This window comes from Burkholderia sp. SRS-25 (assembly GCF_004343765.1).
In the GTDB taxonomy this organism is placed as follows: domain Bacteria; phylum Pseudomonadota; class Gammaproteobacteria; order Burkholderiales; family Burkholderiaceae; genus Burkholderia; species Burkholderia contaminans.
In genome coordinates this window covers 271,555-297,745 of record NZ_PTXM01000008.1, presented here as the reverse complement: position 1 = coordinate 297,745, position 26,191 = coordinate 271,555, and the positions used below count along the sequence as shown (strand labels likewise).

The 26,191-nt window shown below is 68.0% G+C and carries 19 protein-coding genes; 15 read left to right on the top strand and 4 right to left on the bottom strand.

What is annotated here, in order from left to right:
• Positions 1 to 19: 19 nt before the first annotated feature.
• The 3 genes from C5O79_RS13300 to C5O79_RS13290 all read left to right on the top strand — a co-directional run bounded on the left by C5O79_RS13300 (position 20) and on the right by C5O79_RS13290 (position 3,070).
• On the top strand, positions 20 to 406 hold the full coding sequence (locus C5O79_RS13300) for a RidA family protein (RefSeq protein ID WP_122474169.1): 387 nt from the start codon (positions 20 to 22) through the stop codon (positions 404 to 406).
• Positions 407 to 521: 115 nt separating this feature from the next.
• Positions 522 to 1,559, top strand: coding sequence for a porin (locus tag C5O79_RS13295; protein ID WP_163008992.1), 1,038 nt, complete (start codon positions 522 to 524; stop codon positions 1,557 to 1,559).
• A 92-nt stretch (positions 1,560 to 1,651) separates the two neighbouring features.
• A complete protein-coding gene (locus C5O79_RS13290; RefSeq protein ID WP_122474168.1) occupies positions 1,652 to 3,070 on the top strand; it encodes an amino acid permease in 1,419 nt (472 codons plus the stop codon).
• 15 nt (positions 3,071 to 3,085) lie between these two features.
• Here the strand turns inward: C5O79_RS13290 and C5O79_RS13285 are convergent, their stop codons facing one another.
• Positions 3,086 to 3,988 (bottom strand): LysR family transcriptional regulator, encoded by a 903-nt coding sequence (locus C5O79_RS13285; RefSeq protein WP_122474167.1) that lies wholly within the window; start codon positions 3,986 to 3,988, stop codon positions 3,086 to 3,088.
• Between the two features lie 209 nt (positions 3,989 to 4,197).
• Here C5O79_RS13285 and C5O79_RS13280 point away from each other — a divergent pair, with 209 nt between their 5' ends.
• The 3 genes from C5O79_RS13280 (at position 4,198) to C5O79_RS13270 (ending at position 8,720) form a co-directional block, all read left to right on the top strand.
• On the top strand, positions 4,198 to 5,949 hold the full coding sequence (locus C5O79_RS13280; protein ID WP_122474166.1) for an acyl-CoA dehydrogenase family protein: 1,752 nt from the start codon (positions 4,198 to 4,200) through the stop codon (positions 5,947 to 5,949).
• A complete protein-coding gene (locus tag C5O79_RS13275; protein WP_047852130.1) occupies positions 5,946 to 7,148 on the top strand; it encodes a CoA transferase in 1,203 nt (400 codons plus the stop codon). The genes C5O79_RS13280 and C5O79_RS13275 overlap by 4 nt, the downstream gene beginning before the upstream one ends.
• 156 nt (positions 7,149 to 7,304) lie before the next feature.
• Positions 7,305 to 8,720 (top strand): MFS transporter, encoded by a 1,416-nt coding sequence (locus C5O79_RS13270; protein WP_122474564.1) that lies wholly within the window; start codon positions 7,305 to 7,307, stop codon positions 8,718 to 8,720.
• A gap of 144 nt (positions 8,721 to 8,864) precedes the next feature.
• On the opposite strand, the gene C5O79_RS13265 is transcribed toward C5O79_RS13270, so the two are convergent.
• Positions 8,865 to 9,140 carry an oxidative damage protection protein gene (locus C5O79_RS13265; RefSeq protein WP_006478357.1) on the bottom strand — a complete coding sequence of 92 codons (276 nt, stop codon included), beginning with the start codon at positions 9,138 to 9,140 and terminating at the stop codon, positions 8,865 to 8,867.
• Between the two features lie 49 nt (positions 9,141 to 9,189).
• Entirely contained in the window at positions 9,190 to 10,569 is a 1,380-nt protein-coding gene (argA, locus tag C5O79_RS13260) for an amino-acid N-acetyltransferase (protein WP_047852131.1), read from the bottom strand.
• Between the two features lie 23 nt (positions 10,570 to 10,592).
• Here argA and hrpA point away from each other — a divergent pair, with 23 nt between their 5' ends.
• The 5 genes from hrpA (at position 10,593) to C5O79_RS13235 (ending at position 18,713) form a co-directional block, all read left to right on the top strand.
• A complete protein-coding gene (gene hrpA / locus C5O79_RS13255) occupies positions 10,593 to 14,801 on the top strand; it encodes an ATP-dependent RNA helicase HrpA (protein WP_122474165.1) in 4,209 nt (1,402 codons plus the stop codon).
• Between the two features lie 180 nt (positions 14,802 to 14,981).
• On the top strand, positions 14,982 to 15,971 hold the full coding sequence (locus C5O79_RS13250) for a beta-propeller fold lactonase family protein (protein ID WP_039364822.1): 990 nt from the start codon (positions 14,982 to 14,984) through the stop codon (positions 15,969 to 15,971).
• Between the two features lie 16 nt (positions 15,972 to 15,987).
• Positions 15,988 to 16,962, top strand: coding sequence for a sterol desaturase family protein (locus C5O79_RS13245; RefSeq protein WP_047852133.1), 975 nt, complete (start codon positions 15,988 to 15,990; stop codon positions 16,960 to 16,962).
• Between the two features lie 111 nt (positions 16,963 to 17,073).
• Positions 17,074 to 17,901, top strand: a complete 828-nt coding sequence (locus C5O79_RS13240; RefSeq protein WP_046546075.1) for an EI24 domain-containing protein — start codon at positions 17,074 to 17,076, stop codon at positions 17,899 to 17,901.
• Positions 17,898 to 18,713 carry a molybdopterin-binding protein gene (locus tag C5O79_RS13235; protein ID WP_039364816.1) on the top strand — a complete coding sequence of 272 codons (816 nt, stop codon included), beginning with the start codon at positions 17,898 to 17,900 and terminating at the stop codon, positions 18,711 to 18,713. Before C5O79_RS13240 ends, C5O79_RS13235 begins: the two co-directional genes overlap by 4 nt.
• Before the next feature lie 114 nt (positions 18,714 to 18,827).
• Here the strand turns inward: C5O79_RS13235 and C5O79_RS13230 are convergent, their stop codons facing one another.
• Positions 18,828 to 19,292: a rhodanese-like domain-containing protein gene (locus C5O79_RS13230; RefSeq protein WP_039364814.1), complete on the bottom strand. Its 465-nt coding sequence runs from the start codon at positions 19,290 to 19,292 to the stop codon at positions 18,828 to 18,830.
• A gap of 405 nt (positions 19,293 to 19,697) precedes the next feature.
• Between C5O79_RS13230 and glnA the strand changes: the two genes are divergently transcribed.
• The 4 genes from glnA (at position 19,698) to C5O79_RS13210 (ending at position 26,185) form a co-directional block, all read left to right on the top strand.
• A complete protein-coding gene (gene glnA / locus C5O79_RS13225) occupies positions 19,698 to 21,113 on the top strand; it encodes a type I glutamate--ammonia ligase (protein WP_039364811.1) in 1,416 nt (471 codons plus the stop codon).
• 161 nt (positions 21,114 to 21,274) lie between these two features.
• Positions 21,275 to 22,417 (top strand): nitrogen regulation protein NR(II), encoded by a 1,143-nt coding sequence (gene glnL, locus C5O79_RS13220; RefSeq protein ID WP_039364809.1) that lies wholly within the window; start codon positions 21,275 to 21,277, stop codon positions 22,415 to 22,417.
• Between the two features lie 46 nt (positions 22,418 to 22,463).
• Positions 22,464 to 23,981, top strand: a complete 1,518-nt coding sequence (gene ntrC, locus C5O79_RS13215) for a nitrogen regulation protein NR(I) (RefSeq protein ID WP_047852135.1) — start codon at positions 22,464 to 22,466, stop codon at positions 23,979 to 23,981.
• A gap of 89 nt (positions 23,982 to 24,070) precedes the next feature.
• Positions 24,071 to 26,185, top strand: coding sequence for a prolyl oligopeptidase family serine peptidase (locus C5O79_RS13210; protein WP_122474164.1), 2,115 nt, complete (start codon positions 24,071 to 24,073; stop codon positions 26,183 to 26,185).
• Positions 26,186 to 26,191 lie beyond the last annotated feature (6 nt).

Sequence of the window (26,191 nt, the reverse complement as noted above, 5' to 3'; positions counted from 1 at the left end):
CGATCCGAAGGAGCACACGATGGCAGACACGATCCCGGTCGACTTGCCGCAGCTCGCGCAGCCGTTTTCGTGGGCGACCCGCGCGGGCGGGCTGATGTTCACCGGCCACGGGCCGGTCGACACATCCGGCGCGATCGCCGGCGACACGATGACCGAGCAGGCGCGCCTCACGCTCGGCAATCTCGCGAAGGCCGTCGCGGCGGCGGGCGCGACGATGGACGACGTCGCGCAGGTGCTCGTCTACCTGTCCGACGTGCACGCGATGCCCGAATTCGACGCCGAATACCGGCGCCATTTTCGCGAACCGTATCCGAACCGCACGTGCGTCGGCGTGCAGGGTTTCGCGCATCCGGCGATGCGCGTCGAACTGGTCGCGTACGTCGCGCTGCCGGCCGGGCGCGTGTAGCCACGGAGTCCGCCGCCTCCGTGCGGCGTGCAGCATCCGCAACCACAATGACCAACAATCGATAACAGGAATGGAGGAGAACATGAGGAACACTTACCGATTCGCACTGCCAACGATGGCGGGGCTGCTCGCCGCAAGCGGCGCGATGGCGCAAAGCAGCGTGACGCTGTACGGGATCGTCGACCAGAGCATTCGCTATACCACGCATGCCGACGCATCGAACGACGCCAGCGTGCAGATGACCAACGGCGCGATCACCAACAGCCGCTGGGGCCTGAAGGGCAGCGAGGCGCTCGGCGGCGGGCTGAAGGCGATCTTCCGGCTGGAAAGCGGCTTCGAGCCGCAGAACGGGCAACTCGACGGCGCGCTGTTCGGCCGCTATGCGTATGTCGGCCTCGCGAGCGACTGGGGCGCGGTGAAGCTCGGCCGCCAGGCGACCGAGGCGTTCAACCTGTTCGGCGACCTCGATCCGCTGACGGTCGGCAACTACACGGCCAACATGTGGCCGTACTTCCTCACGCAGGGCCGTGCGAGCAACGTCGTCAGCTACGACGGCACGTTCGGCGGGTTCAACGTCGGCGCGAGCTACGGCTTCGGTGGTGTCGCGGGCAGCCTCGGCGCGCATGCGTACTGGGGCACGCACGTGTCGTACACGCAGGGCGGGCTGATGGTCGGCGCAACGTACCAGCAGGTACGCGACCTCGCGAGCCGCGCACAACAGGCGTGGGGCGCAGGCGCGCGCTATGCGTTCGGCGCGGCGACGCTGTACGCCGGCTACCTCGGCGGCATCGATCGCTCGGGCGTGCTCGACCAGGACCTGCTGAATGCGCCGGGCCGCGAGGTCACCTACGGATCGTTCGCGGACAACCCGCGCCGCGATACGCTCTTCTACACGGGGGCCAGCTACCGGTTCACGCCGGCCGTGTCGGTGACGGGCGTCGCGTACTACGACGACATCCGCAACGTGAACGGCATCGCGGGCAACGGCGGCAAGCGCTGCACGGGTGTGCTCGAGGCCGAGTACGCGCTGTCCAAGGCGACGCAGGTCTACGCGACGCTCGACTACAACCGCGTCACGGGCGGCGCGTTCACCGAGATGCCGGGGCGCGGCAACCAGACGGGTGTCGCGGCCGGCCTGCGCCACATGTTCTGAGCACGCGGCGCGCGGCGGCCGGTGCGGTCCGGCGCCGGTCCGTGCGCCGTCGACGTTTCGACCGGACAATCGCTTTCGAACGAGGTCATTCGATGCAATCAGAAGGGCAATTCCAGCACATCGCGGCGCGCGAGCAGGGTCTGCGCCGCACGCTTTCCGCGCGGCAGATGGCGATGATCGCGATCGGCGGCGCGATCGGCACCGGGCTTTTTCTCGGCAGCGGCTTCGCGATCGGCTTCGCGGGGCCGAGCGTGCTCGTCAGCTACGCGATCGGCGCGTTCATCTCGCTGCTGCTGATGGGCTGTCTCGCCGAGATGACGGTCGCGCACCCGACGTCCGGCTCGTTCGGCGCGTATGCCGAACACTACGTGAGCCCGTGGGCCGGGTTTCTGGTGCGCTATGCGTACTGGGCGTGCATCGTGCTCGCGGTCGGCACCGAGGTCACCGCGATTGCGCTGTACATGAAGTACTGGTTCCCGGGCGTGCCGGGCTGGCTGTGGATCGTCGGCTTCTCGGCGCTGCTCGTGTTCGTCAACGCGCGCAGCGTCGACGTGTTCGGCGCGGTCGAATACGGCTTCTCGGTCGTGAAGATCGCGGCGATCGTCGGCTTCATCCTGCTCGGCGCATACGTGGTGTTCGGTAATCCGGAACTGGTCGGCGGTGGCGCGACGCGCGCGGGCTTTCATCTTTACACCGATCACGGCGGCTTCTTTCCGAAGGGCGTGTGGGGGATGTGGGTTGCCGTGATCGTGTCGATCTTCAGCTACCTGAGCATCGAGATGATCGCGGTCGCGGCAGGCGAAGCAGAGGATCCGGAGCGCGCGGTGACGCGCGCGTTCCGCTCGACGATCGTGCGGCTCGTGCTGTTCTACCTCGTCACGCTCGCGCTGATGCTCGCGATCGTGCCGTGGACGACGGCGGGGCGCGACGAGAGCCCGTTCGTCAAGGTGATGGAGGCGATCCACCTGCCGGGCGCGGCCGGGTTGATCAACTTCGTCGTGCTGATCGCCGCGCTGTCGGCGATGAACAGCCAGCTCTACATCACGACCCGGATGATGTTCAGCCTGTCGCGCGCCGGGCATGCGCCGAAGTCGCTCGGCGAGGTGAACGCGCGCGGCGTGCCGTTCGGCGCGCTGATGCTGTCGACACTCGGCATCGCGCTGGCGACGGTGCTGAGCGTGCTGTATCCGGACGCGTCGTTCACGATCATGATGTCGGTGTCGATGTTCGGCGCACTGTTCGTGTGGATGATGATCTTCGTCACGCACTACTGTTTCCGGCGTCGCCGGGCGGCGCTCGGTCTGCCGGCGCCCGCGTTCCGGATGCGCGGCTTTCCGCTGCTGACGCTGCTTGGCGCGGGCCTGATGCTCGCGGTGACGGTGACCACGTACTTCACGCCGGAATTCCACATGACGCTGATCTTCGGCATCCCGTTCCTCGTCGTGCTGTCGGTCGTCTATGCGGTGTGGTATCGCCGCGCGCAGCCGGTGCTCCAGCCGGAAGCGAAGTAACGGCGGCGCCCGCGCTCACCCTTCGAGCGCGGGCAGCGCGTCGATCGACGCGCGCACGTAGTCGGCGAAGCGCAGCGCGACCGGTTCCGCGGTACCGCTGCGCTTCAGCGCGAGCGTGCGCGATTCGAGCGACGCATCCTTCAGCGGGCGGAACGCGAGCCGCTCGCTCTTTACCTGCTGCAGCACGCGCGGCACGAGCGCGACGCCCATCCCGAACTCGATCATCGACAGGATGGTTTGCCACAGTCGCGCCTCGTGACGGATCAACGGGCTGAAGCCGGCGTTCACGCATTGCGCGATGATCAGGTCGTGATAGTGCGGCGCGGCCTCGCGCGGGAACAGGATGAACGGTTCCGCAGCCAGCGTGGCGAGCGCGACCTGCTTGTGCCGCGCGAGCGGATGGTTGGACGGCAGACAGCAGACGAACGGTTCCGCATAGACGGGCGTCGCCTCGACCTCGGGCGGGAAGTGCCCCCAGTGCGCGTAGCCGAGATCGATCTGGCCGCGCTGGATCGCCTGCACCTGCGCGTGCGAATTCATCTCGCTCAACACGATCTCGACACCGGGATAGTCGGCCTCGAAGCGCCGCACCGCATCGGGCAGCCCGCGATACAGCATCGAATGAACGAAGCCGATCCGCAGCCGGCCCGCGAGGCCCGACGCGGAGCGCACCGTCAGGCGTTCTGCTTCGGCCGCCTGCAGCAGCAGCCGGCGCGCTTCGCCGAGCAGCACCTCGCCCGCGTTGGTCAGCGCGACGGTCTTGTTGGTACGCGAGAACAGCTGCACGCCGAGCGCTTCTTCGAACTTGCGGATGTCGAAACTCAGCGCCGGCTGCGAGATGAACAGGCGCTTCGCCGCGCGCCCGAAATGCAGTTCCTCGGCGACCGCCACGAAATAGCGCAACTGCCTGAGTTCCATCGGGTCTCCTCCCGGCGCCGGCATCGATAAGTGTTGTCTATCGTACCGGATAAATCCTGTATTGGACGCTTATCGATCGCAAGCCTACGCTCTTCCGAAAGTTAGACGCGGGACCGGGCGGTGTCGGCACGCCGACGCGCTCCGGCCGCGAAATACGGGAGCAGGACAGGCGCAGGGCGCCCGCTCCGCTCCGCAACGGAGACGCACGCATGAACGACACCGATCGCACGCCGGCCGCCGGCGCATCCAACATCCCCGACAGCCGGGGCGTCAACTTCTTCACCGTCGATCCCGATCTCGGCGCGCTCCTGAAGCTGCACCTGGGCGACGCGCGTTACACCGAGCTCGAACCGCAACTGCGCGCGCTCGGCGCGCGCGTGTCGGGCGAGCTCGACGAATGGGCGTCGCGCGCGGACAAGCATCCGCCCGTGCTCGAGTACCGCAACCGGCGCGGCGAGGCCGTGCAGCGGATCGACAAGGATCCTGCCTACGTCGCGCTCGAGCGCGTCGCGTATTCGGAACTCGGGATCGCGTCGCTGAGCCATCAGCCGGATGCCGTGCCGCCGCTCGTCAAGTACGCGCTGACGTTCCTGTTCGTGCAGGCCGAGTTCGGGCTGTGCTGCCCGGTCAGCATGACCGATTCGCTGACGCACACGCTGCGCCGCCACGGCGATCCGGCGCTGGTCGCGCGCTACCTGCCGATGCTCGCGTCGCGCGATTTCGACACGCTGTACCAGGGTGCGATGTTCATGACCGAGCAGGCGGCCGGATCCGACGTCGGCCGCATCACGACGCGCGCGACGCGCGAGACGGACGCGCATGGCGAGACGACCTGGCGCCTGCATGGCGACAAATGGTTCTGCTCGAACGCGGACGCCGATCTCGCGATGGTGCTCGCGCGCCCCGACGGTGCGCCGGACGGCATCAAGGGCCTCGCGTTGTTCCTGCTGCCGAAGACGCTGCCGGACGGCACGCGCAACCGCTACCGGATCGTGCGCCTGAAGGACAAGCTCGGCAGCCGGTCGATGGCGAGCGGCGAGATCGCGCTCGAAGGCGCGCAGGCTTACCTGATCGGCGAGATCGGCCGCGGCTTTCACCAGATGGCCGACATGATCAACCTGTCGCGGCTGTCGAACGGCGTGCGTGCGGCGGGGCTGATGCGGCGCGCGCTGAACGAAGCGCTGCACGTCGCCGCGCATCGCGAGGCCTTTGGCCGCAAGCTGATCGAGATGCCGCTGATGCAACGCCAGTTGCTGAAGATGCTGTTGCCGGCCGAGGCCGCGCGCGCGATGTTCATGCAGATCGCACTGCTGCTGCCGCAGGCTGAAGCCGGCGACGAGCAGGCCGCGCGCTGCGTGCGGATCCTGACGCCGCTGATCAAGTTCCGCGCGTGCCGCGATGCGCGGCGCGTGACGGGCGATGCGATGGAAGTGCGCGGCGGCACCGGCTACATCGAGGAATGGAGCGATGCGCGCATCGTGCGCGATGCGCATCTCGGCTCGATCTGGGAGGGCACGAGCAACATCGTCGCGCTCGATGTCGCGCGGGCCGCGCAGCGCGAGCACGCGCTCGACGCGTTGCGCACGTTCCTCGGCGACCGCCTCGGTGCAGCGCCGCTGCCCGATGCGAGCCGTGCGGCGCTGCGGCGCATCCTCGCGCGTGCCTGCGACGCGCTCATGCGGGTCGCGGCCGAGGGTGACGACGCTCGCGTGCGGCAGGCCGCGTCCGCGCTGTACTACGCGAGCGCGGCCGTGCTGATGGCGTGCGAGGGCGTACGGCTCGCGCCGGATTTCCGGCGGCTCGCGCTCGCGCACCTTGTCGTGCGCCACAAGCTGCTGCCGGTCGATCCGCTCGCGCCGCCATCGCGCGACGACGAATCGGTCGCGTACGGCGCACTGCTGCGCGGCACGCCGATCGCGCTCGATACCGCGCTCGACCTGCTGCCGGAGGTCGAGCGATGAGCACGACGCGTGGCGCACTGGACGGCCTGAAGGTCGTCGACCTGAGCCGTGTGCTCGGCGGCCCGTACTGCACGCAGGCGCTCGCCGACCACGGCGCGACGGTGGTCAAGATCGAGCCGCCGGACGGTGACGAGACGCGCGGCTGGGGGCCGCCGTTCCTCGGCGATACCGCGTGGTATTTCATGGGCGTCAACCGCAACAAGGAAGGGCTTGCGCTCGACCTGTCGCGCGACGAGGGGCGCGCAATCCTGTGGCGCCTGCTTGAAGAGGCCGACGTGCTCGTGGAGAACTTCAAGCCCGGCACGCTCGCGCGCTGGGGGATGGACTACGCGCGCGACCTGCAGCCGCGCTTCCCGCGCCTGATCCACTGCGCGGTGACGGGCTTCGGCGAAGGCGGCCCGCTCGGCGGGCTGCCTGGCTACGACGCGGTAATCCAGGCGATGGCGGGGCTGATGAGCGTGAACGGCGAGCGCGACGGCGATGCGACGCGCATCGGCCTGCCGATCGTCGACATGGTCACGGGCCTCAACGCGCTGGCCGGCATCCTGCTGGCGCTCGCGGAGCGAGAGAGGAGCGGGCAAGGGCAATCGATCGACATCGCGCTGTACGACTGCGGCGTGTCACTGCTGCATCCGCACCTGCCGAACTTCTTCGGTTCCGGGCGCGTGCCGGCGCGCAGCGGCAACGCGCATCCGAACATCGCGCCGTACGACAGCTATCGCACGGCGAGCGTGCCGATCTTCCTCGCGGTCGGCAACGACCGGCAGTTCGCGCGGCTCGTCGCGCATCTCGGCGTGCCTGCGCTCGCAAGCGATCCGCGCTTCGTCGACAACCGCAGCCGCTGCGCGCACCGGCCGGAGCTGAAGGCCGAACTGGAAGCGCGGCTTGCCGCGCACGCCTGCGAGCCGCTCGCACGCGACCTGATGGCGGCCGGCGTGCCGTGCGGGCCCGTGCGCACGGTGGCCGACGTCGCGCACGATCCGCATGCGCTGCACCGGAATCTGTTCGTCGAGATCGGCGCGTATCGCGGCACGGCGTCGCCGGTGAAGCTGTCACGCACGCCAGCCACCTATCGTTCGCCGCCGCCCGCACTCGGCGGCGACACGCGCGCGGTGCTCGATCGCCTCGGCGTCGATCCCGCGCTCCAGCAGCAACTGCTCGACGCCGGCGTGCTGAAAGCCGCGCCGGAGGCGACGTGACCGTTCGAGAGGCCCGGCAGGCGAGCTTGCGCTGCCGGCCCGACCCGATGCAAGGCAACGCAACGTAGGCCAAACCCGCCAGCCGGCGGCGCAAGGCCGGCCAACCGGCAACGCGCGCACCAGTCGCGCCGCCGACACACAAACATGGAGACATCGATGAGCCGTCCGCAATCCCCGACCGCCGCGCCGCAGCCGCGGCCCGGCCGCGCCGCTTTCGCAGCGTTCGTCGGCACCACGATCGAGTGGTACGACTTCTACATCTACGGCACGGCCGCGGCGCTCGTGTTCGGCAAGGTGTTTTTTTCAAGCACGATGGATCCCGGCGTCGCGACGCTGCTGGCGTTCGTCACGTTCTGGGCCGGCTTCGCCGCGCGGCCGCTCGGCGGCATCGTGTTCGGGCATCTCGGCGATCGCGTCGGCCGCAAGACGGCGCTCGTGATCACGCTGGTGATGATGGGGCTGGCCACGACCGGCATCGGCCTGTTGCCCGGCTATGCGCAGATCGGTGTATGGGCGCCGGCCGGCCTCGTCGTGCTGCGCGTGCTGCAAGGCATCGCGGTCGGCGGCGAGTGGGGCGGCGCGGTGCTGATCGCGAGCGAGAACGCGCCGAAGCATCGCAGCATCCTGTATGCGGCGTTCGCGCAGCAGGGCTCGCCCACCGGCAACCTGCTCGCGACTGCCGCGTTCTTCGCGCTGAGCGCGCTGCCCACCCCGTCGTTCCTGATGTGGGGCTGGCGCATTCCGTTCCTGCTGTCGGCCGTGCTCGTGATCATCGGCATGGTGATCCGGCTGAAGCTCGAGGAGTCGGCCGACATGCAGCGCGTGCTCGCGCGCAAGCGCACCGTGAAGCTGCCGCTGCGCGACGTCGTGCGCGATCACTGGGTCGTCGTGCTGCTCGCGGCCGGCACGCTGCCGGTGATCAACGTCACGTACTTCCGCAGCACGTTCGCGCTGTCGTGGGCGACGAAGGCGCTCGGTTACGCGCAGGGCACGTTCCTCGGCATCCTGTCGATCTCGCTCGTCGTGCAGTTCCTGATGCAGCCGGTTGGCGCGTGGTTCGTGTCGAAGGTCGACATGCGTCGCGCGATGTGCTGGATCCTGATTCCGGAAATCGTGCTGATGCCCGTGATGTTCCATGCGCTCGCGACGCGGTCGTACTGGGTGGCCGTCGCGGGCATGTGCATCTCGACGATTCCGTCGGCAATGTTCTACGGCGCGGTCGGCGGCGTGCTCGCGCGCGTGTTCCCGGCGAACATCCGCTACACGGGCCTGTCGCTCGCGTATCAGTTGAGCGCGCTCGTCGTCGGCGGCGGCACGCCCGTGCTCGCGCAGGCGATCCTCAATTCGACCGGCAGCATCGTCGGCGTCGCGGTCGCATCGGGGCTTTACGCGCTCGTATCGCTCGTCTGCATGCTGGCGCTGCTCAATCGCACCGGGTATCGCGCGGACGAGCTGTCGACGGCCGAACGCAGCGACGCGGCCGAATGGGGCAGCGAAGGCGGCAGCGCGGAAGCTGCGGCCGGCGGGAACGTGCAGCCGGGCGAGGGCGGTGCGTTGAAGCCGGCTGGCTGAGCCGCGCGCAACGCCAGAACGACGGGACGCCGGAACGCACCGAACGCGTGCGTCCAAAAAGAAAACGGCACCGTGCGAAACACGGTGCCGTTTTCTCCGGAGCGCGTGGCCGGCAACTTGCGCCGGCCGCGCGCCATCGCGTCATCAGCCTTCCGTCGGCGGCACGTAGCCGGACGCCTGGTCCGCGCCGTCGCCGAAGAAGTACTTTTCGGTCTGCTTCATCAGGTACTGGCGCGCGCGCGGGTCGGCCATGTTCAGGCGGTTTTCGTTGATCAGCATCGTTTGCTGCTTCAACCAGCCTTGCCACGCTTCCTTCGAGACGCTCTCGTAAATGCGCTTGCCGAGTTCGCCCGGCAGCGGCGGGAAATCGAGGCCTTCGGCTTCCTTGCCGAGCTTCGCGCATTGGATCATTCGAGCCATCGTGTACTTCTCCTGTAATCGGACTGGGGGAGGGCAGTCGTGCCTGCGCTCAGAGCTGTTTCATCAGCACGAGCGACTTGCGCTGCCAGTTATAGAGTTTGCGGCGGTCTTCCGGGAGGTCGTCGACGCTGACCTTGACGAAGCCGCGCTTGAGGAACCAGTGCTCGGTGCGCGTCGTGAGCACGAAGATGTGCGTGAGGCCGCGCGCGCGGGCGCGCTGCTCGATGCGCTTGAGCAGGCGTTCGCCGTCGCCCGAGCCCTGCGCTTCCGGTGCGACCGTCAGGCATGCCATCTCGCCGATCTTCTCCTGCTGGTACGGATACAGCGCCGCGCAGCCGAACAGCACGCCATCGTGCTCGATCACCGAGAAGTGGTCGATGTCGCGTTCGATCTGATGGCGGCCGCGCCGCACCAGCGTGCCGTCCGACTCGAGCGGCTCGATCAGCGACAGGATGCCGCCGACGTCGTCCGGCGTCGCTTCGCGCAGGCTTTCGAGGTTCTCGTACGAGATCATCGTGCCGACGCCGTCGTGCAGGAACAGTTCGAGCAGCATGCTGCCGTCGAGCGATTGCGGAATCAGGTGCGCGCGGGTCACGCCGCCGCGGCACGCGCGGATCGAGTGTTTCAGGAAGAACGCGTCGTCGCCCTGGATGTTGCCGGAATCGAGCAGCTCGGCCGCCGCGTCGAGCGACATTTCGCGGATCAGCTCGCCTTCGTCGTCGACGATGCCGGGGCCGTCGGTCAGGAACACGATCTTGTCGGCGCGCAGTGCGATTGCGGCGGCCGACGCCACGTCTTCCATCGACAGGTTGAACGCTTCGCCGGTCGGCGAGAAGCCCAGCGGCGACAGCAGCACGAGCTTGCGGCTCGCGAGCGAATGACGGATCGATTCGGCGTCGATCTTGCGCACGATGCCCGTGTGCGCGAAATCGACCCCGTCGAGAATCCCCACCGGCCGAGCGGTCACGAAGTTGCCCGACACGACGCTGATGTGCGCGTGCGCCATCGGCGAGTTCGGCAGCCCCTGGCTGATCGCGGCCTCGATGTCGAGACGCACTTCACCGGCCGCTTCCTTCGCGGATTCGAGCGCGCGCGCGTCCGTGATGCGCAGGCCGTGCGAAAACTCGGATTCGACACCGTGCAGGCTCAGCTGCTCCTCGACCTGCGGGCGCGAGCCGTGCACCAGCACGATCTGGATACCCATCGCCTGCAGCAGCGCGATGTCGGACACGAGCGCATTCAGCAGCCCCTGCTGCACCACCTCGCCGCCGAACCCCACGACGAACGTGCTGTTGCGGAACTTGTGGATATAGGGCGCGACGGAGCGCATCCAGTCGACGAACTGCGCGTGACTGGCGGCCGAGTCGTCGGCAGCCGGCGGCGTCGTGGCGCCGGTCTGGGCGGGAGGGAGGTCGGTTTGGGAATTCATGGGCGGGATTATAATGCGCCCCCATGTCGAATGTACCTAAAAGTCCCGCGCCGACGCGGGCCAAAGCGCCGTCGGCCCGGCACCCGGATGGTGCGGCCGATGCACGCCAGCAGCAGGGCCAGCCGCCGCGCCGGCAGCAGGAACAGCACGCGGGCAAGCCTGCGCACGAGCCGCGCGGGCCGCGCGGCGCCGAATCGCGCGGCGACGCGCGCCAGCCGGCCGCGAAGGATGCATCCGTTGCAACGGGCGAGCGCGCGCCGCGCCGCGAGCGTCCGCCGCGCGCCGTCGTCACGCCGAACCCGGTCCCGCCGATCACGTACCCCGAAAGCCTGCCCGTGTCGGGCAAGCGCGATGAAATCGCGCGCGCGATCGCCGGTCATCAGGTTGTCATCGTCTGCGGCGAAACCGGCTCGGGCAAGACCACGCAGCTGCCGAAGATCTGTCTCGATCTCGGCCGCGGCCTCGGCGCCGGCGGCACGGGCCTGATCGGCCATACGCAGCCGCGCCGCCTCGCTGCGTCGTCCACCGGCCGCCGGATCGCCGAGGAACTCGGCACGCCGTTCGGCGAAGTGGTTGGCTACAAGGTGCGCTTTACCGACAATCTCGCGCCGGGCGCGTCCGTGAAGCTGATGACGGACGGGATCCTGCTCGCCGAGACGCAGACCGATCCGTTGCTGAAGGCGTACGACACGCTGATCATCGACGAGGCGCACGAGCGCAGCCTGAACATCGACTTCCTGCTCGGCTACCTGAAGGAAATCCTGCCGAGGCGGCCGGACCTGAAGCTGATCGTCACGTCCGCGACGATCGACGCCGATCGCTTTGCGCGCCATTTCGGCACCGACGAGCGCCCCGCGCCCGTGATCGAGGTGAGCGGGCGGCTGTATCCGGTCGAGATGCGCTACCGGCCGGTGGCCGAGGATCGCCCGGCTGTCAAGAACGCCGAAGGCACGGCCGGCCGTGACCGCGTGAAGACCGCGCGAGAAGCCGAGCGCGACCTGATGGACGCGATCGTCGACGCGGTCGACGAGCTGTGCCGCGAGGGCCCCGGCGACGTGCTGGTGTTCCTGCCCGGCGAGCGCGAGATCCGTGAAGCGGCCGAGGCGCTGCGCAAGCACCATCCGCCGCATACCGAGATCCTGCCGCTGTTCGCGCGGCTGTCGGCGGCCGACCAGGACAAGGTGTTCAAGGCGTCGAACGCGCGCCGGATCGTGCTGGCGACCAACGTGGCCGAAACCTCGCTGACGGTGCCGGGCATCCGCTATGTGGTCGACACCGGCCTCGCGCGCGTGAAGCGCTATTCGTACCGGAACAAGGTCGAGCAGCTGCAGGTCGAGTCGATCTCGCAGGCGGCCGCGAACCAGCGCGCGGGCCGTTGCGGCCGCGTGGCCGACGGCGTCTGCATCCGCTTGTACGAGGAAAGCGACTACCAGGCGCGCGCGCGTTTCACCGATCCGGAAATCCTGCGCTCGTCGCTCGCGTCGGTGATCCTGCGGATGAAGTCGCTGCACCTGACGGCGATCGAATCGTTCCCGTTCCTCGAGCCGCCGCCCGGTCGCGCGATCGCGGACGGCTACCAGTTGCTCAACGAACTCGGCGCGGTCGACGACGACAACGCGCTGACGCCGCTCGGCCGCGAACTCGCGCGGCTGCCGCTCGACCCGCGCGTCGGCCGGATGATTCTCGCCGCGCGCGACCAGCAGTCGCTGCGTGAAGTGCTGATCATCGCGAGCGCGCTGTCCGTGCAGGATCCGCGCGACCGCCCGATCGAAGCGCAGGAGCAGGCCGACCAGGCGCACCGCCGGTTTGCCGACGAGCGTTCCGAATTCCTGCAGTGGCTGAAGATCTGGGCGTGGTTCGAAGAGGCTGTCGCGCACAAGAAATCGAACCGGCAACTGATCGACGCGTGCCGGCAGAATTTCCTGTCGCACCTGCGGCTGCGCGAATGGCGCGATGTCCATTCGCAACTGCTGACCGTCGTGCGCGAGCACGGCTGGCGGCTGAACGAAGTCGAGGCCACGTATGAACAGGTCCATCTGGCCCTGTTGACGGGCCTGCTCGGCAACCTCGGCCTGAAGGCCGACGACGATCCGCACTATCTCGGCGCGCGCGGGATCAAGTTCTACCTGTGGCCGGGCTCCGCGCTCGCGAAGAAGGCCGGCCGCTGGGTGATGGCGGCCGAGCTCGTCGAGACGAGCCGGCTGTACGCGCGCTGCCTCGCGAAGATCGAGCCCGAATGGGTCGAGAAGATCGGCGCGCACTTGCTGAAGAAATCGCTGTCGGAGCCGCACTGGGAAAAGCGGCCGGCGCAGGTCAGCGCGTACGAGCGCGCAACGCTGTACGGGCTGCCGATCTACCACCGCCGGCGCGTGGCGTTCGGCAAGCAGGATCCGTCGCGCGCACGCGAGCTGTTCATCCGCGGCGCGCTGGTCGAGGGCGAGTTCGACACGAAGCTCGCGTTCTTCGCGCACAACCGCAAGCTGCTCGCCGACATCGAGCAGCTCGAACACAAGTCGCGCCGGCAGGACGTGCTGGTCGACGACGAACTGATCTACGCGTACTACGACCAGGCGATTCCGGAAGGGATTCACACGGGCGCCGCGTTCGAGCGCTGGTATCGCGACGAAGTAAAGAAGGGCGGCCAGCCCGAGGACAAGCTGCGGCTGCTGTACCTGTCGCGCGACGACCTGATGCGCCACGAGGCGGCCGGCGTGACGACCGAGCTGTTCCCGAAGCGCGCGACGATGGCCGGCGTCGAGATGGCGCTCACGTATCACTTCGAGCCCGGCACGCCGCGCGACGGCGTGACGCTCGCGGTGCCGCTGTATGCGCTGAACCAGGTCGACGCGCGCCGCTGCGAGTGGCTGGTGCCGGGGATGCTGAAGGAAAAGGTGCAGTTGCTGCTGAAGTCGCTGCCGCAGAAGCTGCGCCGGCATTGCGTGCCGCTGCCCGAGTACGCGGCCGGCTTCGTCGAGCGGATGGGCCGCGAGCGCTTCGGCGCGGGCGGGCTCGTCGAGGCGCTGATCGCCGACGTGCGCGGTGAAACGCAAATCGCGATGAAAACGGCCGACTTCAAGCTGGAAACGCTGCCCGCGCACCTGTTCATGAACTTCAAGGTGATCGACGAGCACGGCCGCCAGCTCGCGATGGGGCGCAATCTCGCGCAGCTTCGCCAGGAGCTGGGCGCGCAGGCGCAGCAGCAGTTCCAGAAGATCGCGGCGGCGTCGACGATCGCGGCCGGCGGCGATGCCGACGGCGGCGAGCCAATCGGCCAGGCGCCGGCCACGGCTGCGACGACCGGCGCAGCCGGCCGCAACGCGAAGGCCGGCAAGGGCGCCGCGCCGCAGACGGCCGCGCCGGCGGAAACCGGTGCGACGGCGCTGTACGAGAACCTGACGACGTGGAATTTCGGCAAGCTGCCCGAGCTGCTGGAGATCCGCCGGCGCGGCCAGACGCTGTACGGCTACCCGGCGCTCGTCGATCGCGGCACGCATTGCGACGTCGAGGTGTTCGATTCGCCGGAGGAGGCCGCGCGCATCCACCGGGCCGGCCTGCGGCGGCTGTTCGCGCTGCAGCTGAAGGAGCCGATCAAGTTCCTCGAGAAGAACCTGCCGGGCCTGCGCGAGATGGCGATGCAGTACATGTCGCTCGGCACGCAGGACGAGCTGCGCGACCAGCTGATCGACACGGCGCTCGACCGTGCATGCCTGCAGGACCCGCTGCCGGACGACGACGCGAGCTTCCACGCACGCCGCGACGAGGGCCGGAGCCGCCTGAACCTGCTCGCGCAGGAAATCGCGCGGCTGGTCGGGCAGATCCTGGCCGAATACGCGGGGCTCGTGAAGAAGCTCGCGCAGGCGAAGCCGTTCGCGCAGGCGCATGCGGACCTGCAGCAGCAGCTCGCCGCGCTGGTCGGCAAGCGCTTCGTGATCGATACGCCGTACGTGCAACTGGCGCACTTCCCGCGCTACCTGAAGGGCATCGCGCTGCGGATCGACAAGCTGAAGGCCGACCCGGCGCGCGACGCGAAGCAGTCGGCCGACCTGCTGCCGCTCGCGCAGCAGTACCAGCGCGCGGTGTCGCAGCGCGGCGGCGTCGCCGATGCGCGGCTCGCGGAATTCCGCTGGCTGCTCGAGGAACTGCGGATTTCGCTGTTCGCGCAGGAACTGCGCACGCCGATGCCTGTCTCTGTCAAGCGTCTGCACAAGGTCTGGGAGTCGATGCAGCGCTAGCGCAACATCGGTTTCCCGGGCCCGCACCGGCGGCCGGCCCCGGCCGGCCGCGCGGCGCTTGCCGCGCCGGCCGTCAGGGCCGCCGCGGCGTGCGTCGAAGTGGCGCAAAGCCGGCTTCGGTCAACCGGCCGGGCCGGTTGAACGTTTTACAATGACGGTTGTTCCACGACGTGAGTCTTCATGCGCACTTTCCTTTCCCTCGGCCGCACGCTCGCGCTGGCCGCCGCCGTGCTGGCGCCCGCCGCCCACGCGAATAACGTGATCATCCTCAATTCGGCTGAAGCGACGCTGTCCCTGATCGACCAGCAGACCCGCCAGGTCGTCGCCACGATGCCGACCGGCAAGGAACCGCACCACCTGATGGCGACGCCCGACAATTCGTCGCTGATCGTTGCAAATTCGGTCTCGAACAGCCTGATGTTCCTCGATCCGAAGACGGGCAAGCTGCAGCGCACCGTCGAAGGGATCGACGATCCTTACCAGCTCGGCTTCTCGCCCGACCGTAAATGGTTCGCGGCGGCCGGCCTGCGCCTCGACCGCGTCGACATCTACGGCTACGACGGCCGCGACCTGAAGCTCGTGAAGCGCGTGCCGCTCGAGGTGATGCCGAGCCACCTTGCGTTCACGAAGGACAGCAAGACGCTGCTCGTGTCGCTGCAGGTTTCCGGCGAGATCGCGGCGATCGACCTGCCGACGCAGACGGTCAAGTGGAAGATGAAGGTCGGCAAGGTGCCGGCCGGCCTGTGGCTCACGCCGGACGACAAGTACCTGCTCGTCGGGATGACCGGCGCGGATTACGTCGCGGTGGTCGACTGGCGCAACCAGAAGGTCGTCAAGCAGATCTACACGGGCAAGGGCGCGCACAACTTCCGCTCGCTCGCCGACGGCACGCACGTCGCGGTCACGAACCGGGTCGCGAACACGATCAGCATCATCGACGAGAACACGCTCACCAACGTCGGCGACATCACCGGCCTGCTGCCGGGCCCGGACGACATGGAGCTGTCCGCCGACAAGAAGTCGCTGTGGGTGACGTTCCGCTTCGCGAAGAAGGTCGGGATCATCGACCTGGCGTCGCGCAAGCTGGTGCAGACGATCGCCGTCGGCCGCTCGCCGCACGGTATCTACTTCTACGACCGCGCGCCGTGGCGCGCCGCAAACGGCGCGTGACGGGCGGGGGAGAACGATGCTGCACCTGATCGATGCATTCGTATCGGACATCCAGACCTGGCTGTACGTCGACGTCGTGCAGCCGCTCCTCTTCAAGTTCAACCTGATGGACTATGACGAGGACACCTACGATGCGCTGTACTGGGTGATCGTCGGGGCGCTGCAGATGGTGCTGATGTTCGTGCTGCTGCGCCCGCTCGAGGCGCTGCTGCCCGTCGAGCGCTGGACCAACCGCCGTGCCGTGCGGGTCGACGTGATCTACACGGCGATCGCGAAGCTCGGCATCTACTCGCTGTTCTTCTTCTTCGCGCTGCAGCCGCTGTTCGACAACTTCCAGGCGTGGCTGCGCCTGCACGGCGTCGCGAACCTCAACCTAGACTACCTGTGGCCGGGCGTGACCTCGAAACCGATCGTCACGTTCGCGATCTATCTCGTCGTGCTCGACTTCGCCGGCTACTGGTATCACCGCTGGCAGCACAAGTTCGGCATCTGGTGGGAGCTGCACGCGGTGCATCACAGCCAGCGCCAGATGTCGCTGTGGTGCGACGACCGCAACCACGTGCTCGACGACGTGATCCAGTCGTGCTTCTTCGCGGCGATCGCGCTCGTGATCGGCGTGACGCCGTCGCAGTTCGTCGTGCTGACCGCGTTCACGAACTTCATGCAGAGCATTCAGCACACGAATGCGCGGCTGTCGTTCGGCTGGCTCGGCGAGCGCCTGTTCGTGAGCCCGATCTTCCACCGCCGCCACCACGCGGTCGGCTACGGCCACGAAGGCACGAAGTACGGCTGCAACTTCGGCGTGCTGTTCCCGTGGTGGGACATGATGTTCGGCACCGCGTCGTGGAACCGCACGGTCGAGCCGACCGGCATCCGCGACCAGGTCGAGGGCGTGTCCTACGGCGAAGGTTTCTGGGCGCAGCACGGCCTCGCGTTCGTGCGGATCTTCCGGCGCCTGTTCCCCGCCAAGCGCGGCGCTGCATCGGCCTGATCCGGCCATTCCAATCTTGAGCGGCTCTCCCACGCGGCCCGCATGTGCTTTGGCGCATGCGGGCCGCGTGGTTTATCCTTTCCCCGTTTTTCTCCGTCGATACAGGCTCGCATGAACGACTTGCTGCGTTCCTTCGTCCGCGCATTGGCGAGTGCACTGCATCCGCGCATGCTGTGGCTCACCCTGATGCCGTTTCTCGTCTCGGCCGTCCTGTGGGGCGTCGTGCTGTGGTTCTCGTGGCAGTCGCTGCTGGACCTCGCACGCGGCGCGCTCGACGGCTTCGTGCTGACGGCCATGCTGTACCGCGCGTTCGATGCGATCGGCATGTCGCAGCTGCATGCGGTCGTCGCGCCGTTCGTGGTCGTGTCGCTCGCGATTCCGCTGATCGTGCTGACCGTGCTGCTGCTGATCGCAACGATCTCGATGCCGGTCGTGATCAAGCACCTCGCGAACCGGCAGTTCGCGGCGCTCGAGCCGAAGCGGGGCGGCACCTTCCTCGGCAGCGTGTTCAATTCGCTGGGGGCGGCGCTGGCCGGCGTCGTCGTGCTGGTCGTCACGATCCCGCTGTGGCTGATTCCGCCGTTCTTCGCGCTGCTGCCGCCGGTGATCTGGGGCTGGCTCACCTACCGCGTGATGACCTACGACGCGCTCGCGCTGCACGCGAGCCGCGACGAGCGCCGGACACTCGTGCGGCGGCACCGCTGGCCGCTGATCGGCATCGGCGTCGCGACCGGGCTGCTCGGCACCGTACCGACCTTCGTGTGGGTATCGTCGATCTGGATGATGGTGCTGTTTCCGTTCGTCGCGGCGGCCATGATCTGGGTATACGCTTTCATCCTCGTCTTCTCGGCGCTGTGGTTCGGGCATTACTGCCTGCGCGCGCTGGAGGACCTGCGCGCGAGTTCGCGCGCCACCGCAATCGACATGGGGCAGGCATGAGCATCGGCATCATCATCATCGGCGACGAAATCCTTTCGGGCCGCCGGCAGGACAAGCATCTGGCGAAAGTCATCGAGCTGCTCGGCGCGCGCGGCCTCGCGCTCGACTGGGCCGAATACGTCGGCGACGATCCGGCGCGCATCACGGCGACCCTCGCACGCGCGATCGCGTCGGGCGACATCGTGTTCTCGACGGGCGGGATCGGCGCGACGCCAGACGACCACACGCGCCAGTGCGCGGCCGCCGCGCTCGGCGTGCCGCTCGAGCTGCATCCGGAAGCGAAGGTGCTGATTTCCGAGCGGATCCGCGAGACGCACGCCGATCCGGCCACGCCGGTCGATTTCGAGTCGCCGGAGAACCAGCACCGCTTCAACATGGGCGTGTTCCCGGTGGGCGCGACGATCATCCCGAACGGCTACAACCGGATTCCCGGCTTCTCGGTCGGCGACCTGCACTTCGTGCCGGGCTTCCCGGTGATGGCGTGGCCGATGATCGAATGGGTGCTCGACACGAAGTATGCGCACCTGCATCACGCGACGCCGCACGCGGAGCGCTCGCTGTACGTGTTCGAACTGCCGGAATCGACGCTCACGCCGCTGATGGAGCGCATCGAGCGCGATTTCCCGGGCGTGCGCGTGTTCAGCCTGCCGAGCGTCGGCGATGCGGAGCGCGGCGGGATTTACGCGCGCCGTCACATCGACCTTGGTGTGAAGGGCGAACCGGAAGCGGTCGCGGCTGCGTACGTGAAGCTGCGCGAAGGTGTGCACCTGCTCGGCGGCGACGTCGTCGAACCCGATACGCCGCGCGCCTGAGCGGCTCCTCGATCAGTCACGCAAAAACCACGGGCCGCGCAACGCGGCCCGTCATCGGCATGTCATCGCCCGGCTCGACGATGGGGTTTCGTCACCGGCGGGAGCGGCGTCCCGTCAGGCGCCGATCCACGGCAGTTTCCGGAAGCACCAGCCTTCGACCGTCTTGCGGTGGCCTTCGGCGTCCTTCGCGCCCTCGAAGCCTTCGAGCAGATCGAAGGCCTTCGTGAAGCCGGCTTGCGTGGAGGCGATCGCGGCGAGCTTCGAGCGCGCGGCGCTGCGGCACAGGAACAGGATGGGCGTATCGGCCGGGAGGGCCGCCTTCAGTTCGTTGACGAATTCGGCGTTCGGCACGCCGCCCGGGTAGCGCGTCCATTCGAGGTGCAGGTACTGGCCGTCGCCGACGAGCGGGCGCCCGATCCAGTCGAGTTCGGCGCGCGTGCGCACGTCGACGAGGCGCGCCGACGGATCGAGCTGCAGCAGTTCGAACGCCTCGGCCGGCAGCAGCGCCCCGGCGTAGTTGAGCGAGGCTTGTGCGCGCCGTTCGTCGGCCTTCGCGTAAAGCTGGTCGAGCGTACTCATGGCAGGGGGTCTCCTATCGGTCAAACGAGCATTCTAGCGCGGCGTCGCGGCACGGATATCCGCCTGGGATCCGATGTGCGCACCCCACACGCGCTCACCAAAAGAGTGCAAAATGGCTCGCGTGCACCAAGATGATTCGACGAGTAGGGCGCGCCGCGATGATTGCACCATGTCGGTGCTTTCGGTTGGCCGGCGGGGCGCAGCGGAGCCCCGGAATTGCGCAGCACAGCCCCGTCGCGACGAGCGCCGGCGAGATTCGCGCCAATCTCGCGCATAGGTGGCACGGAAGCTGCTTTATAGAATTCGGTCGAATCGGGGCGCGCTGCGCCAAAGCAAGACCCCGGTCAGCTCGATAAACGAGGCGGTTCCCAGTCCGCCGGAATTGTTCAATCAGGAGAAGAGGTTATGAGTAAAACCGTCGCCGACGTCATGCAGCTCGTGAAGGACGAGGACGTCAAGTTTGTCGATTTCCGCTTCACGGATACGCGCGGCAAGGAACAGCACGTGTCGGTGCCGGTTTCGGCGTTTGACGAAGACAAGTTCGAAAGCGGCCATGCATTCGACGGCTCGTCGATCGCCGGCTGGAAGGGCATCGAGGCGTCGGACATGCTGCTCATGCCGGACCCGACCGCTGCGTTCATCGACCCGTTCTATGAAGAGTCGACCCTGGTGCTGACCTGCGACGTGGTCGAGCCGGCCGACGGCAAGGGCTACGAGCGCGATCCGCGTTCGCTCGCGAAGCGCGCGGAAGCGTACCTGAAGAGCACGGGCATCGGTGACACGGCCTACTTCGGTCCGGAGCCGGAATTCTTCATTTTCGACTCGGTCCAGTGGAACACGGACATGTCGGGCTGCTTCGTGAAGATCAACTCGGAAGAAGCACCGTGGTCGGCCGGCAAGGAATTCGAAGGCGGCAACACGGGCCATCGTCCGGGCACGAAGGGCGGCTACTTCCCGGTCGCGCCGGTCGACACGTTCCAGGACATGCGTTCGGAGATGTGCCTGCTGCTCGAACAGCTCGGCATCCCGGTCGAAGTGCACCACCACGAAGTGGCGGGCCAGGGCCAGAACGAAATCGGCACGAAGTTCTCGACGCTGGTTCAGCGCGCCGACTGGACGCAATGGTCGAAGTACATCATCCACAACGTCGCGCACTCGTACGGCAAGACGGCAACCTTCATGCCGAAGCCGGTCGTCGGCGACAACGGTTCGGGCATGCACGTTCACCAGTCGATCTGGAAGGACGGCCAGAACCTGTTCGCGGGTAACGGCTACGCCGGCCTGTCGGAACTGGCGCTGTTCTACATCGGCGGCATCATCAAGCACGCCCGTGCGCTGAACGCGATCACGAACCCGACGACGAACTCGTACAAGCGTCTGGTCCCGCACTTTGAAGCACCGGTCAAGCTCGCCTACTCGGCACGCAACCGTTCGGCATCGATCCGCATTCCGCACGTGTCGAACCCGAAGGGCCGCCGTATCGAAACGCGCTTCCCGGATCCGATGGCGAACCCGTACCTGCTGTTCTCGGCACTGATGATGGCAGGCCTCGACGGGATCCAGAACAAGATCCATCCGGGCGAAGCCGCGGACAAGAACCTGTACGACCTGCCGCCGGAAGAGGATGCAAAGATCCCGACCGTCTGCGCGGGTCTCGACCAGGCAATCGAAGCGCTCGACAAGGATCGCGAGTTCCTGACCCGTGGCGGCGTGTTCACGGACGGCATGCTCGACGCGTACCTCGCGCTGAAGGAGCAGGAGCTGGCGAAGTTCCGCATGACGACGCACCCGATCGAGTTCGAGATGTACTACTCGCTCTAATCGGCGATGGCGCTTCGATTCAGCGCCGTCATGCCGGTTCGTTCCCGTCGCGCGGCCTGCGGCGGGAACGGCGGAGTCTGAAAGGGGCGGCGTCCAGCCGTCCCTTTTTTGTTCCGGTGATTTTTCCTTTTCTGGCCCGTTGAGGCGCGACAAGCACGCAGATGGTTCTGAAGAATCTGATCAAGGCGAAAACGGGGCAGCCCGAGCGACTGACGGACGACGAGCGGCTCGCACGCTCGGGCCTGCTGGCGGGGCTGGAAGCGCTGCCGACGGTCGTGATCGTGCTCGATCGCAAGACGCTGCGGATCGCGTTCGCGAACCCGTCCGCGGAGGCGATGCTCGACATTTCGCGCCGGCAGCTCGCGCAGCGGCCGTGGGGCGAGATCTTTCCGAATGCGAACGAGCTGGCATCGACGATCACCGCGATCGGCGAGGAACGCTTTCACGCGACGCACCTCGATACCGTGCTCGACCGGCCCGGCCGCGAACCGCTGCATGTGCACGCGATCGTCGGCTTCCTCGAGACCGCGCCCGATTTCGTGCTCGTCGAGCTGTTCGAGAACGAGCGGCAGTCGCGCACCGATCGCGAGGAGCGCATCCACGACCTGACCGCGGTCAACAAGCAGCTGATCCGCAACCTCGCGCACGAGATCAAGAACCCGCTCGGCGGCATTCGCGGCGCAGCCCAGCTGCTCGAATTCGAGCTCGGCGAGCGCGAGCGCGGCGAGTTGCGCGAATACACGCAGGTGATCATCAAGGAGTCCGATCGCCTGCAGACGCTCGTCGACCGGTTGCTGGAGCCGCATCGGCATCCGCACATCGTCGGCGACGTGAACATTCATGAAGTATGCGAACGCGTGCGCGCGGTGATGCTCGCGGAATTCCCGCGCGGGCTCACGATCGAGCGCGACTACGACGTGAGCGTGCCGGACCTGCGCGGCGACAAGGAGCAACTGATCCAGGCGCTGCTCAACATCGTGCGCAACGCCGCGCAGGCGCTGCGCGAACGCATCGCGCAGGGCGACGCGAAGATCGAGCTGCGCACGCGCATTGCGCGCAAGGTGACGATCGCGAAGCGCTTGTACAGGCTGGCACTGGACTTGCACGTGATCGACAACGGGCCCGGCATTCCGGAGGAAATCCGCGACCGGATCTTCTACCCGCTCGTGTCCGGGCGCGACGACGGCAGCGGCCTCGGCCTCACGCTCGCGCAGACGTTCGTGCAGCAGCACGACGGGATGATCGAGGTCGAAAGCCGGCCCGGACGTACCGAATTTCAGATCCTGCTGCCGCTCGACCATTGAGCGGCGGCATGGCGATTCACCAGATTCACCAATATCTGACCGACCTATGAAGCCGATCTGGATAGTAGACGACGACCAATCGATCCGCTGGGTGCTCGAAAAGGCGCTCGCCCGGGACAGCTTCGCGACGAAGAGTTTCGCGAACGTGCGTGACGCGCTGGCCGCGCTCGACCACGAGACCCCGCAGGTGCTCGTATCCGACATCCGGATGCCGGGCGGTTCGGGCCTCGAGTTGCTGCAGGCGATGCACGAGCGCCTGCCGGGCCTGCCCGTCATCATCATGACGGCGTTCTCCGATCTCGACAGCGCCGTCGCGGCGTTCCAGGGCGGCGCGTTCGAATATCTCGCGAAGCCGTTCGACGTCGACAAGGCGGTCGAGCTGATCCGCCGCGCGGTGGAAGAAAGCCTGCGCGGCGGCGCGCCGCAGGACGAGCGCGTGGCCGAGGCGCCCGAGATGCTCGGCCAGGCGCCCGCGATGCAGGACATGTTCCGCGCGATCGGCCGCCTGTCGCACTCGGCCGCGACCGTGCTGATCACCGGCGAATCGGGCACCGGCAAGGAGCTCGTCGCGCGTGCGCTGCACCGTCACAGCCCGCGTGCGAACGGGCCGTTCATCGCGCTGAACACCGCGGCGATTCCGAAGGACCTGCTCGAATCCGAGCTGTTCGGCCATGAGCGCGGCGCGTTCACCGGCGCGCAGACGACGCGGCAGGGCCGCTTCGAGCAGGCCGAGAACGGCACGCTGTTCCTCGACGAAATCGGCGACATGCCGTTCGACCTGCAGACGCGCCTGTTGCGCGTGCTGTCGGACGGGCAGTTCTATCGGGTCGGCGGCCACAACCCGCTGCGCGCGAACGTGCGCGTGATCGCCGCGACGCACCAGAATCTCGAATCGCGCGTGCGGCAGGGGCTGTTCCGCGAGGACCTTTACCACCGGCTCAACGTGATCCGGCTGCGCCTGCCGCCGCTGCGCGAACGCAGCGAGGACATCGCGCTGCTCACGCGCCACTTCCTGCAGAAGAGCGCGCGCGATCTCGGCGTCGAGCCGAAGCGCGTGTCCGACGAAGCGCTGGCTTACCTCACGTCGCTGGCGTTTCCCGGCAACGTGCGCCAGCTCGAGAACCTCGCGAACTGGCTGACCGTGATGGCGCCCGCGCAGACGGTCGAGATCAAGGACCTGCCGCCCGACCTCGTGCCGTCCGGTGCGCCGGTCGGCGCGACGGGCGACGGTACGGATGCGCACGGCAGCGGTGGCGAGGCTGCGCTCGCGCAACCGGCGATCGGTGCGCTGCCGGCGGTGTCCGCGCCCGTCGCGGCTGCGCCGAACGGCGGCGCGCCGGCTGGCTATCCGGTCTGGGAGCATGGCTTGCGTACCGAAGTCGCACGGCTGCTGCGCGAGAACTCGGCCGACGTGATGGACGAACTCGCACGCCGCTTCGAGGCGGCCGTGATTCGCGAGGCGCTCGACTTCACGCGCGGCCGCAAGGTCGAGGCCGCCGAGCGGCTCGGCATCGGCCGCAACACGATCACGCGCAAGATCCAGGAACTCCATCTGGAGCCCTGAGCACGATTCGCGGCATGCGCGGGCATCGCGCATGCCGCGATCGGACATAATCGCGGTTTGCATGCCGTTTGCCATTCCGCCCATTCTCAATGTCCGATTCCTTCCGCTGGCCCGCCGGGGCCGACCCGTTCCGTTTCCTCGAAGCGCTCGACAGCAAGCGCGCCCGCACGTGGGTCGACGAGCAGAATGCGCGCACGCGCGCCGCGCTGCGTGACGACGACGCGTATCGCGCGCTGACCGCGCGCCTCGCCAAAGCGTACCTGCCGCGCGAGCGCCCGGTGATTCCGACCCGCTGGCGCGACTGGGCCTACGACCTGTGGCAGGACGATCTTCATCCGAAGGGGCTGTGGCGCCGCACGCGCTGGGACGACTGGCGCGCGGGAAAGCCGGCGTGGGAAACGCTGCTCGACGTCGACGCGCTCGGTGCGCAGGAGGGCGAGTCGTGGGTGTTCGAGCAGGACGCGATCCTGTACCCGGACGGCGATCGCGCGCTGTTGTCGCTGTCGCCGGGGGGCGCCGATGCGGTCGTCGTGCGCGAATTCGATCTCGTCGAACGCCGTTTCGTCGACGGCGGCTTCACGATCGACGAGCCGGGGCATCACACGGTCGGCTGGATCGATCGCGATACCGTCTACGTGAGCTGGGATCGCGGCGAAGCGCATGCGACCGCGGCCGGCTATCCGTATGAAGCGCGGCGCTGGGTGCGCGGCACTGCGCTTGCCGATGCGCCCGTCGTCTTCCGCGGCGAACCCGACGACATCAGCGCGGGTGCGGGGTTCGATCCGATCGACAACCGTCACGTCGCGTGGCGCAGCGTCGATTTCTTCGACGCACATGCGTACCGCTTGACGGAGGCGGGCGAGTGGGCGCGCTACGACGTGCCGACCCACGTCGAGGTCGGGTTCTGGGAAGGCTGGCTCATGCTGGAGCCGCGCCTCGACTGGGATTGCGACGGCGCGCGCCATGCGGGCGGTTCGCTGCTCGCGATACGCGAGCAGGCGTTCCTGGCCGGGGCGCGCGAATTCACGACGCTGTTCGCGCCGCAACCGTCGACGTCCGCATGCACGTGGACGCACACGCGCACGACGCTGATCGCGAGCTGGCTCGACGACGTGCACAACCGCACGATGCTGTGGCAGCCGAGCCAGGCCGGCGACGGCACGTGGACGTGGGATGCGCGGCCGTTCGAGTGGCCGGGGCCGGGCGATGCGCAGATCGACGTCGAGCCTGTCGAGTCGACGCTGAACGACGAGATTTACGTGGACGTCGACACCTGTCTCGATCCGCCCGAATGCTGGCTGGCCGACCTTGCGGATCGCGCGGACGATGCGCCGTCGCGCCGCGTGCTGCTCGACCGGCCGCCGGTGCAGTTCGACGCGGCCGGGCTCGTCGTGCGCCGCGCGAGCGCGCGCTCGCAAGACGGCACGACGGTGCCGTACACGCTGATCGGGCCGCGCGATGCACTCGACGTGGCCGACGGCGCCACGCGTGTCGCACGGCCGTGCCTGCTGTCGGGCTATGGCGGCTTTGCGATCCCGAACCTGCCGGGCTACAGCGATGCGTTCGGTATCGGGTGGCTCGAGCGCGGCGGCGTGATGGCGTTCGCGCACATCCGCGGCGGCGGCGAGTTCGGGCCGCGCTGGCACGTCGATGCGCAGCGCGAACACCGCCAGCGTTCCTTCGACGATTTCATCGCGGTGGCCGAGGATCTGGCCGCCACCGGCGTGACGACTGCCGCGCAGCTCGGCATCGAGGGCGGCAGTAACGGCGGGTTGCTGGTCGCCGCGTGCATGGTGCAGCGGCCGGAGCTGTTCGGCGCGGTGCTCTGCCGCGTGCCGCTGCTCGACATGAGGCGTTATCCGAAGCTGCACGCGGGCGCCGCATGGCTCGACGAATACGGCGACCCGGACGATCCGCACGAAGGCGCGGCGCTGGCCGCGTACTCGCCGTATCACCGTGTGCGCGAAGGCGTCGCGTACCCCCCGCTACTGCTGACGACGTCGACGCGTGACGACCGCGTGCATCCGGCGCACGCCCGCAAGATGGCCGCGCGCATGCAGGCGCTCGGTCACGAACGGGTCTGGTATTGGGAGAACACCGACGGCGGCCACGGCAGCGCCGACGATCTGGAACGCGCGGAGGCCGATGCGGCCGAATTCGGGTTCCTGTGGGCCCATCTGGGGCCGGCGCCCGCGCGACGCTGAACGCGC

What these genes read in the sequence shown, in the direction of transcription:
- C5O79_RS13300 (WP_122474169.1), top strand. Translation starts at nt 20, where the DNA reads ATGGCAGACACGATCCCGGTCGACTTGCCGCAGCTCGCGCAGCCGTTT.
- C5O79_RS13295 (WP_163008992.1), top strand. Translation starts at nt 522, where the DNA reads ATGGCGGGGCTGCTCGCCGCAAGCGGCGCGATGGCGCAAAGCAGCGTG.
- C5O79_RS13290 (WP_122474168.1), top strand. Translation starts at nt 1,652, where the DNA reads ATGCAATCAGAAGGGCAATTCCAGCACATCGCGGCGCGCGAGCAGGGT.
- C5O79_RS13285 (WP_122474167.1), bottom strand. Translation starts at nt 3,988, where the DNA reads ATGGAACTCAGGCAGTTGCGCTATTTCGTGGCGGTCGCCGAGGAACTG.
- C5O79_RS13280 (WP_122474166.1), top strand. Translation starts at nt 4,198, where the DNA reads ATGAACGACACCGATCGCACGCCGGCCGCCGGCGCATCCAACATCCCC.
- C5O79_RS13275 (WP_047852130.1), top strand. Translation starts at nt 5,946, where the DNA reads ATGAGCACGACGCGTGGCGCACTGGACGGCCTGAAGGTCGTCGACCTG.
- C5O79_RS13270 (WP_122474564.1), top strand. Translation starts at nt 7,305, where the DNA reads ATGAGCCGTCCGCAATCCCCGACCGCCGCGCCGCAGCCGCGGCCCGGC.
- C5O79_RS13265 (WP_006478357.1), bottom strand. Translation starts at nt 9,140, where the DNA reads ATGGCTCGAATGATCCAATGCGCGAAGCTCGGCAAGGAAGCCGAAGGC.
- argA (WP_047852131.1), bottom strand. Translation starts at nt 10,569, where the DNA reads ATGAATTCCCAAACCGACCTCCCTCCCGCCCAGACCGGCGCCACGACG.
- hrpA (WP_122474165.1), top strand. Translation starts at nt 10,593, where the DNA reads ATGTCGAATGTACCTAAAAGTCCCGCGCCGACGCGGGCCAAAGCGCCG.
- C5O79_RS13250 (WP_039364822.1), top strand. Translation starts at nt 14,982, where the DNA reads ATGCGCACTTTCCTTTCCCTCGGCCGCACGCTCGCGCTGGCCGCCGCC.
- C5O79_RS13245 (WP_047852133.1), top strand. Translation starts at nt 15,988, where the DNA reads ATGCTGCACCTGATCGATGCATTCGTATCGGACATCCAGACCTGGCTG.
- C5O79_RS13240 (WP_046546075.1), top strand. Translation starts at nt 17,074, where the DNA reads ATGAACGACTTGCTGCGTTCCTTCGTCCGCGCATTGGCGAGTGCACTG.
- C5O79_RS13235 (WP_039364816.1), top strand. Translation starts at nt 17,898, where the DNA reads ATGAGCATCGGCATCATCATCATCGGCGACGAAATCCTTTCGGGCCGC.
- C5O79_RS13230 (WP_039364814.1), bottom strand. Translation starts at nt 19,292, where the DNA reads ATGAGTACGCTCGACCAGCTTTACGCGAAGGCCGACGAACGGCGCGCA.
- glnA (WP_039364811.1), top strand. Translation starts at nt 19,698, where the DNA reads ATGAGTAAAACCGTCGCCGACGTCATGCAGCTCGTGAAGGACGAGGAC.
- glnL (WP_039364809.1), top strand. Translation starts at nt 21,275, where the DNA reads ATGGTTCTGAAGAATCTGATCAAGGCGAAAACGGGGCAGCCCGAGCGA.
- ntrC (WP_047852135.1), top strand. Translation starts at nt 22,464, where the DNA reads ATGAAGCCGATCTGGATAGTAGACGACGACCAATCGATCCGCTGGGTG.
- C5O79_RS13210 (WP_122474164.1), top strand. Translation starts at nt 24,071, where the DNA reads ATGTCCGATTCCTTCCGCTGGCCCGCCGGGGCCGACCCGTTCCGTTTC.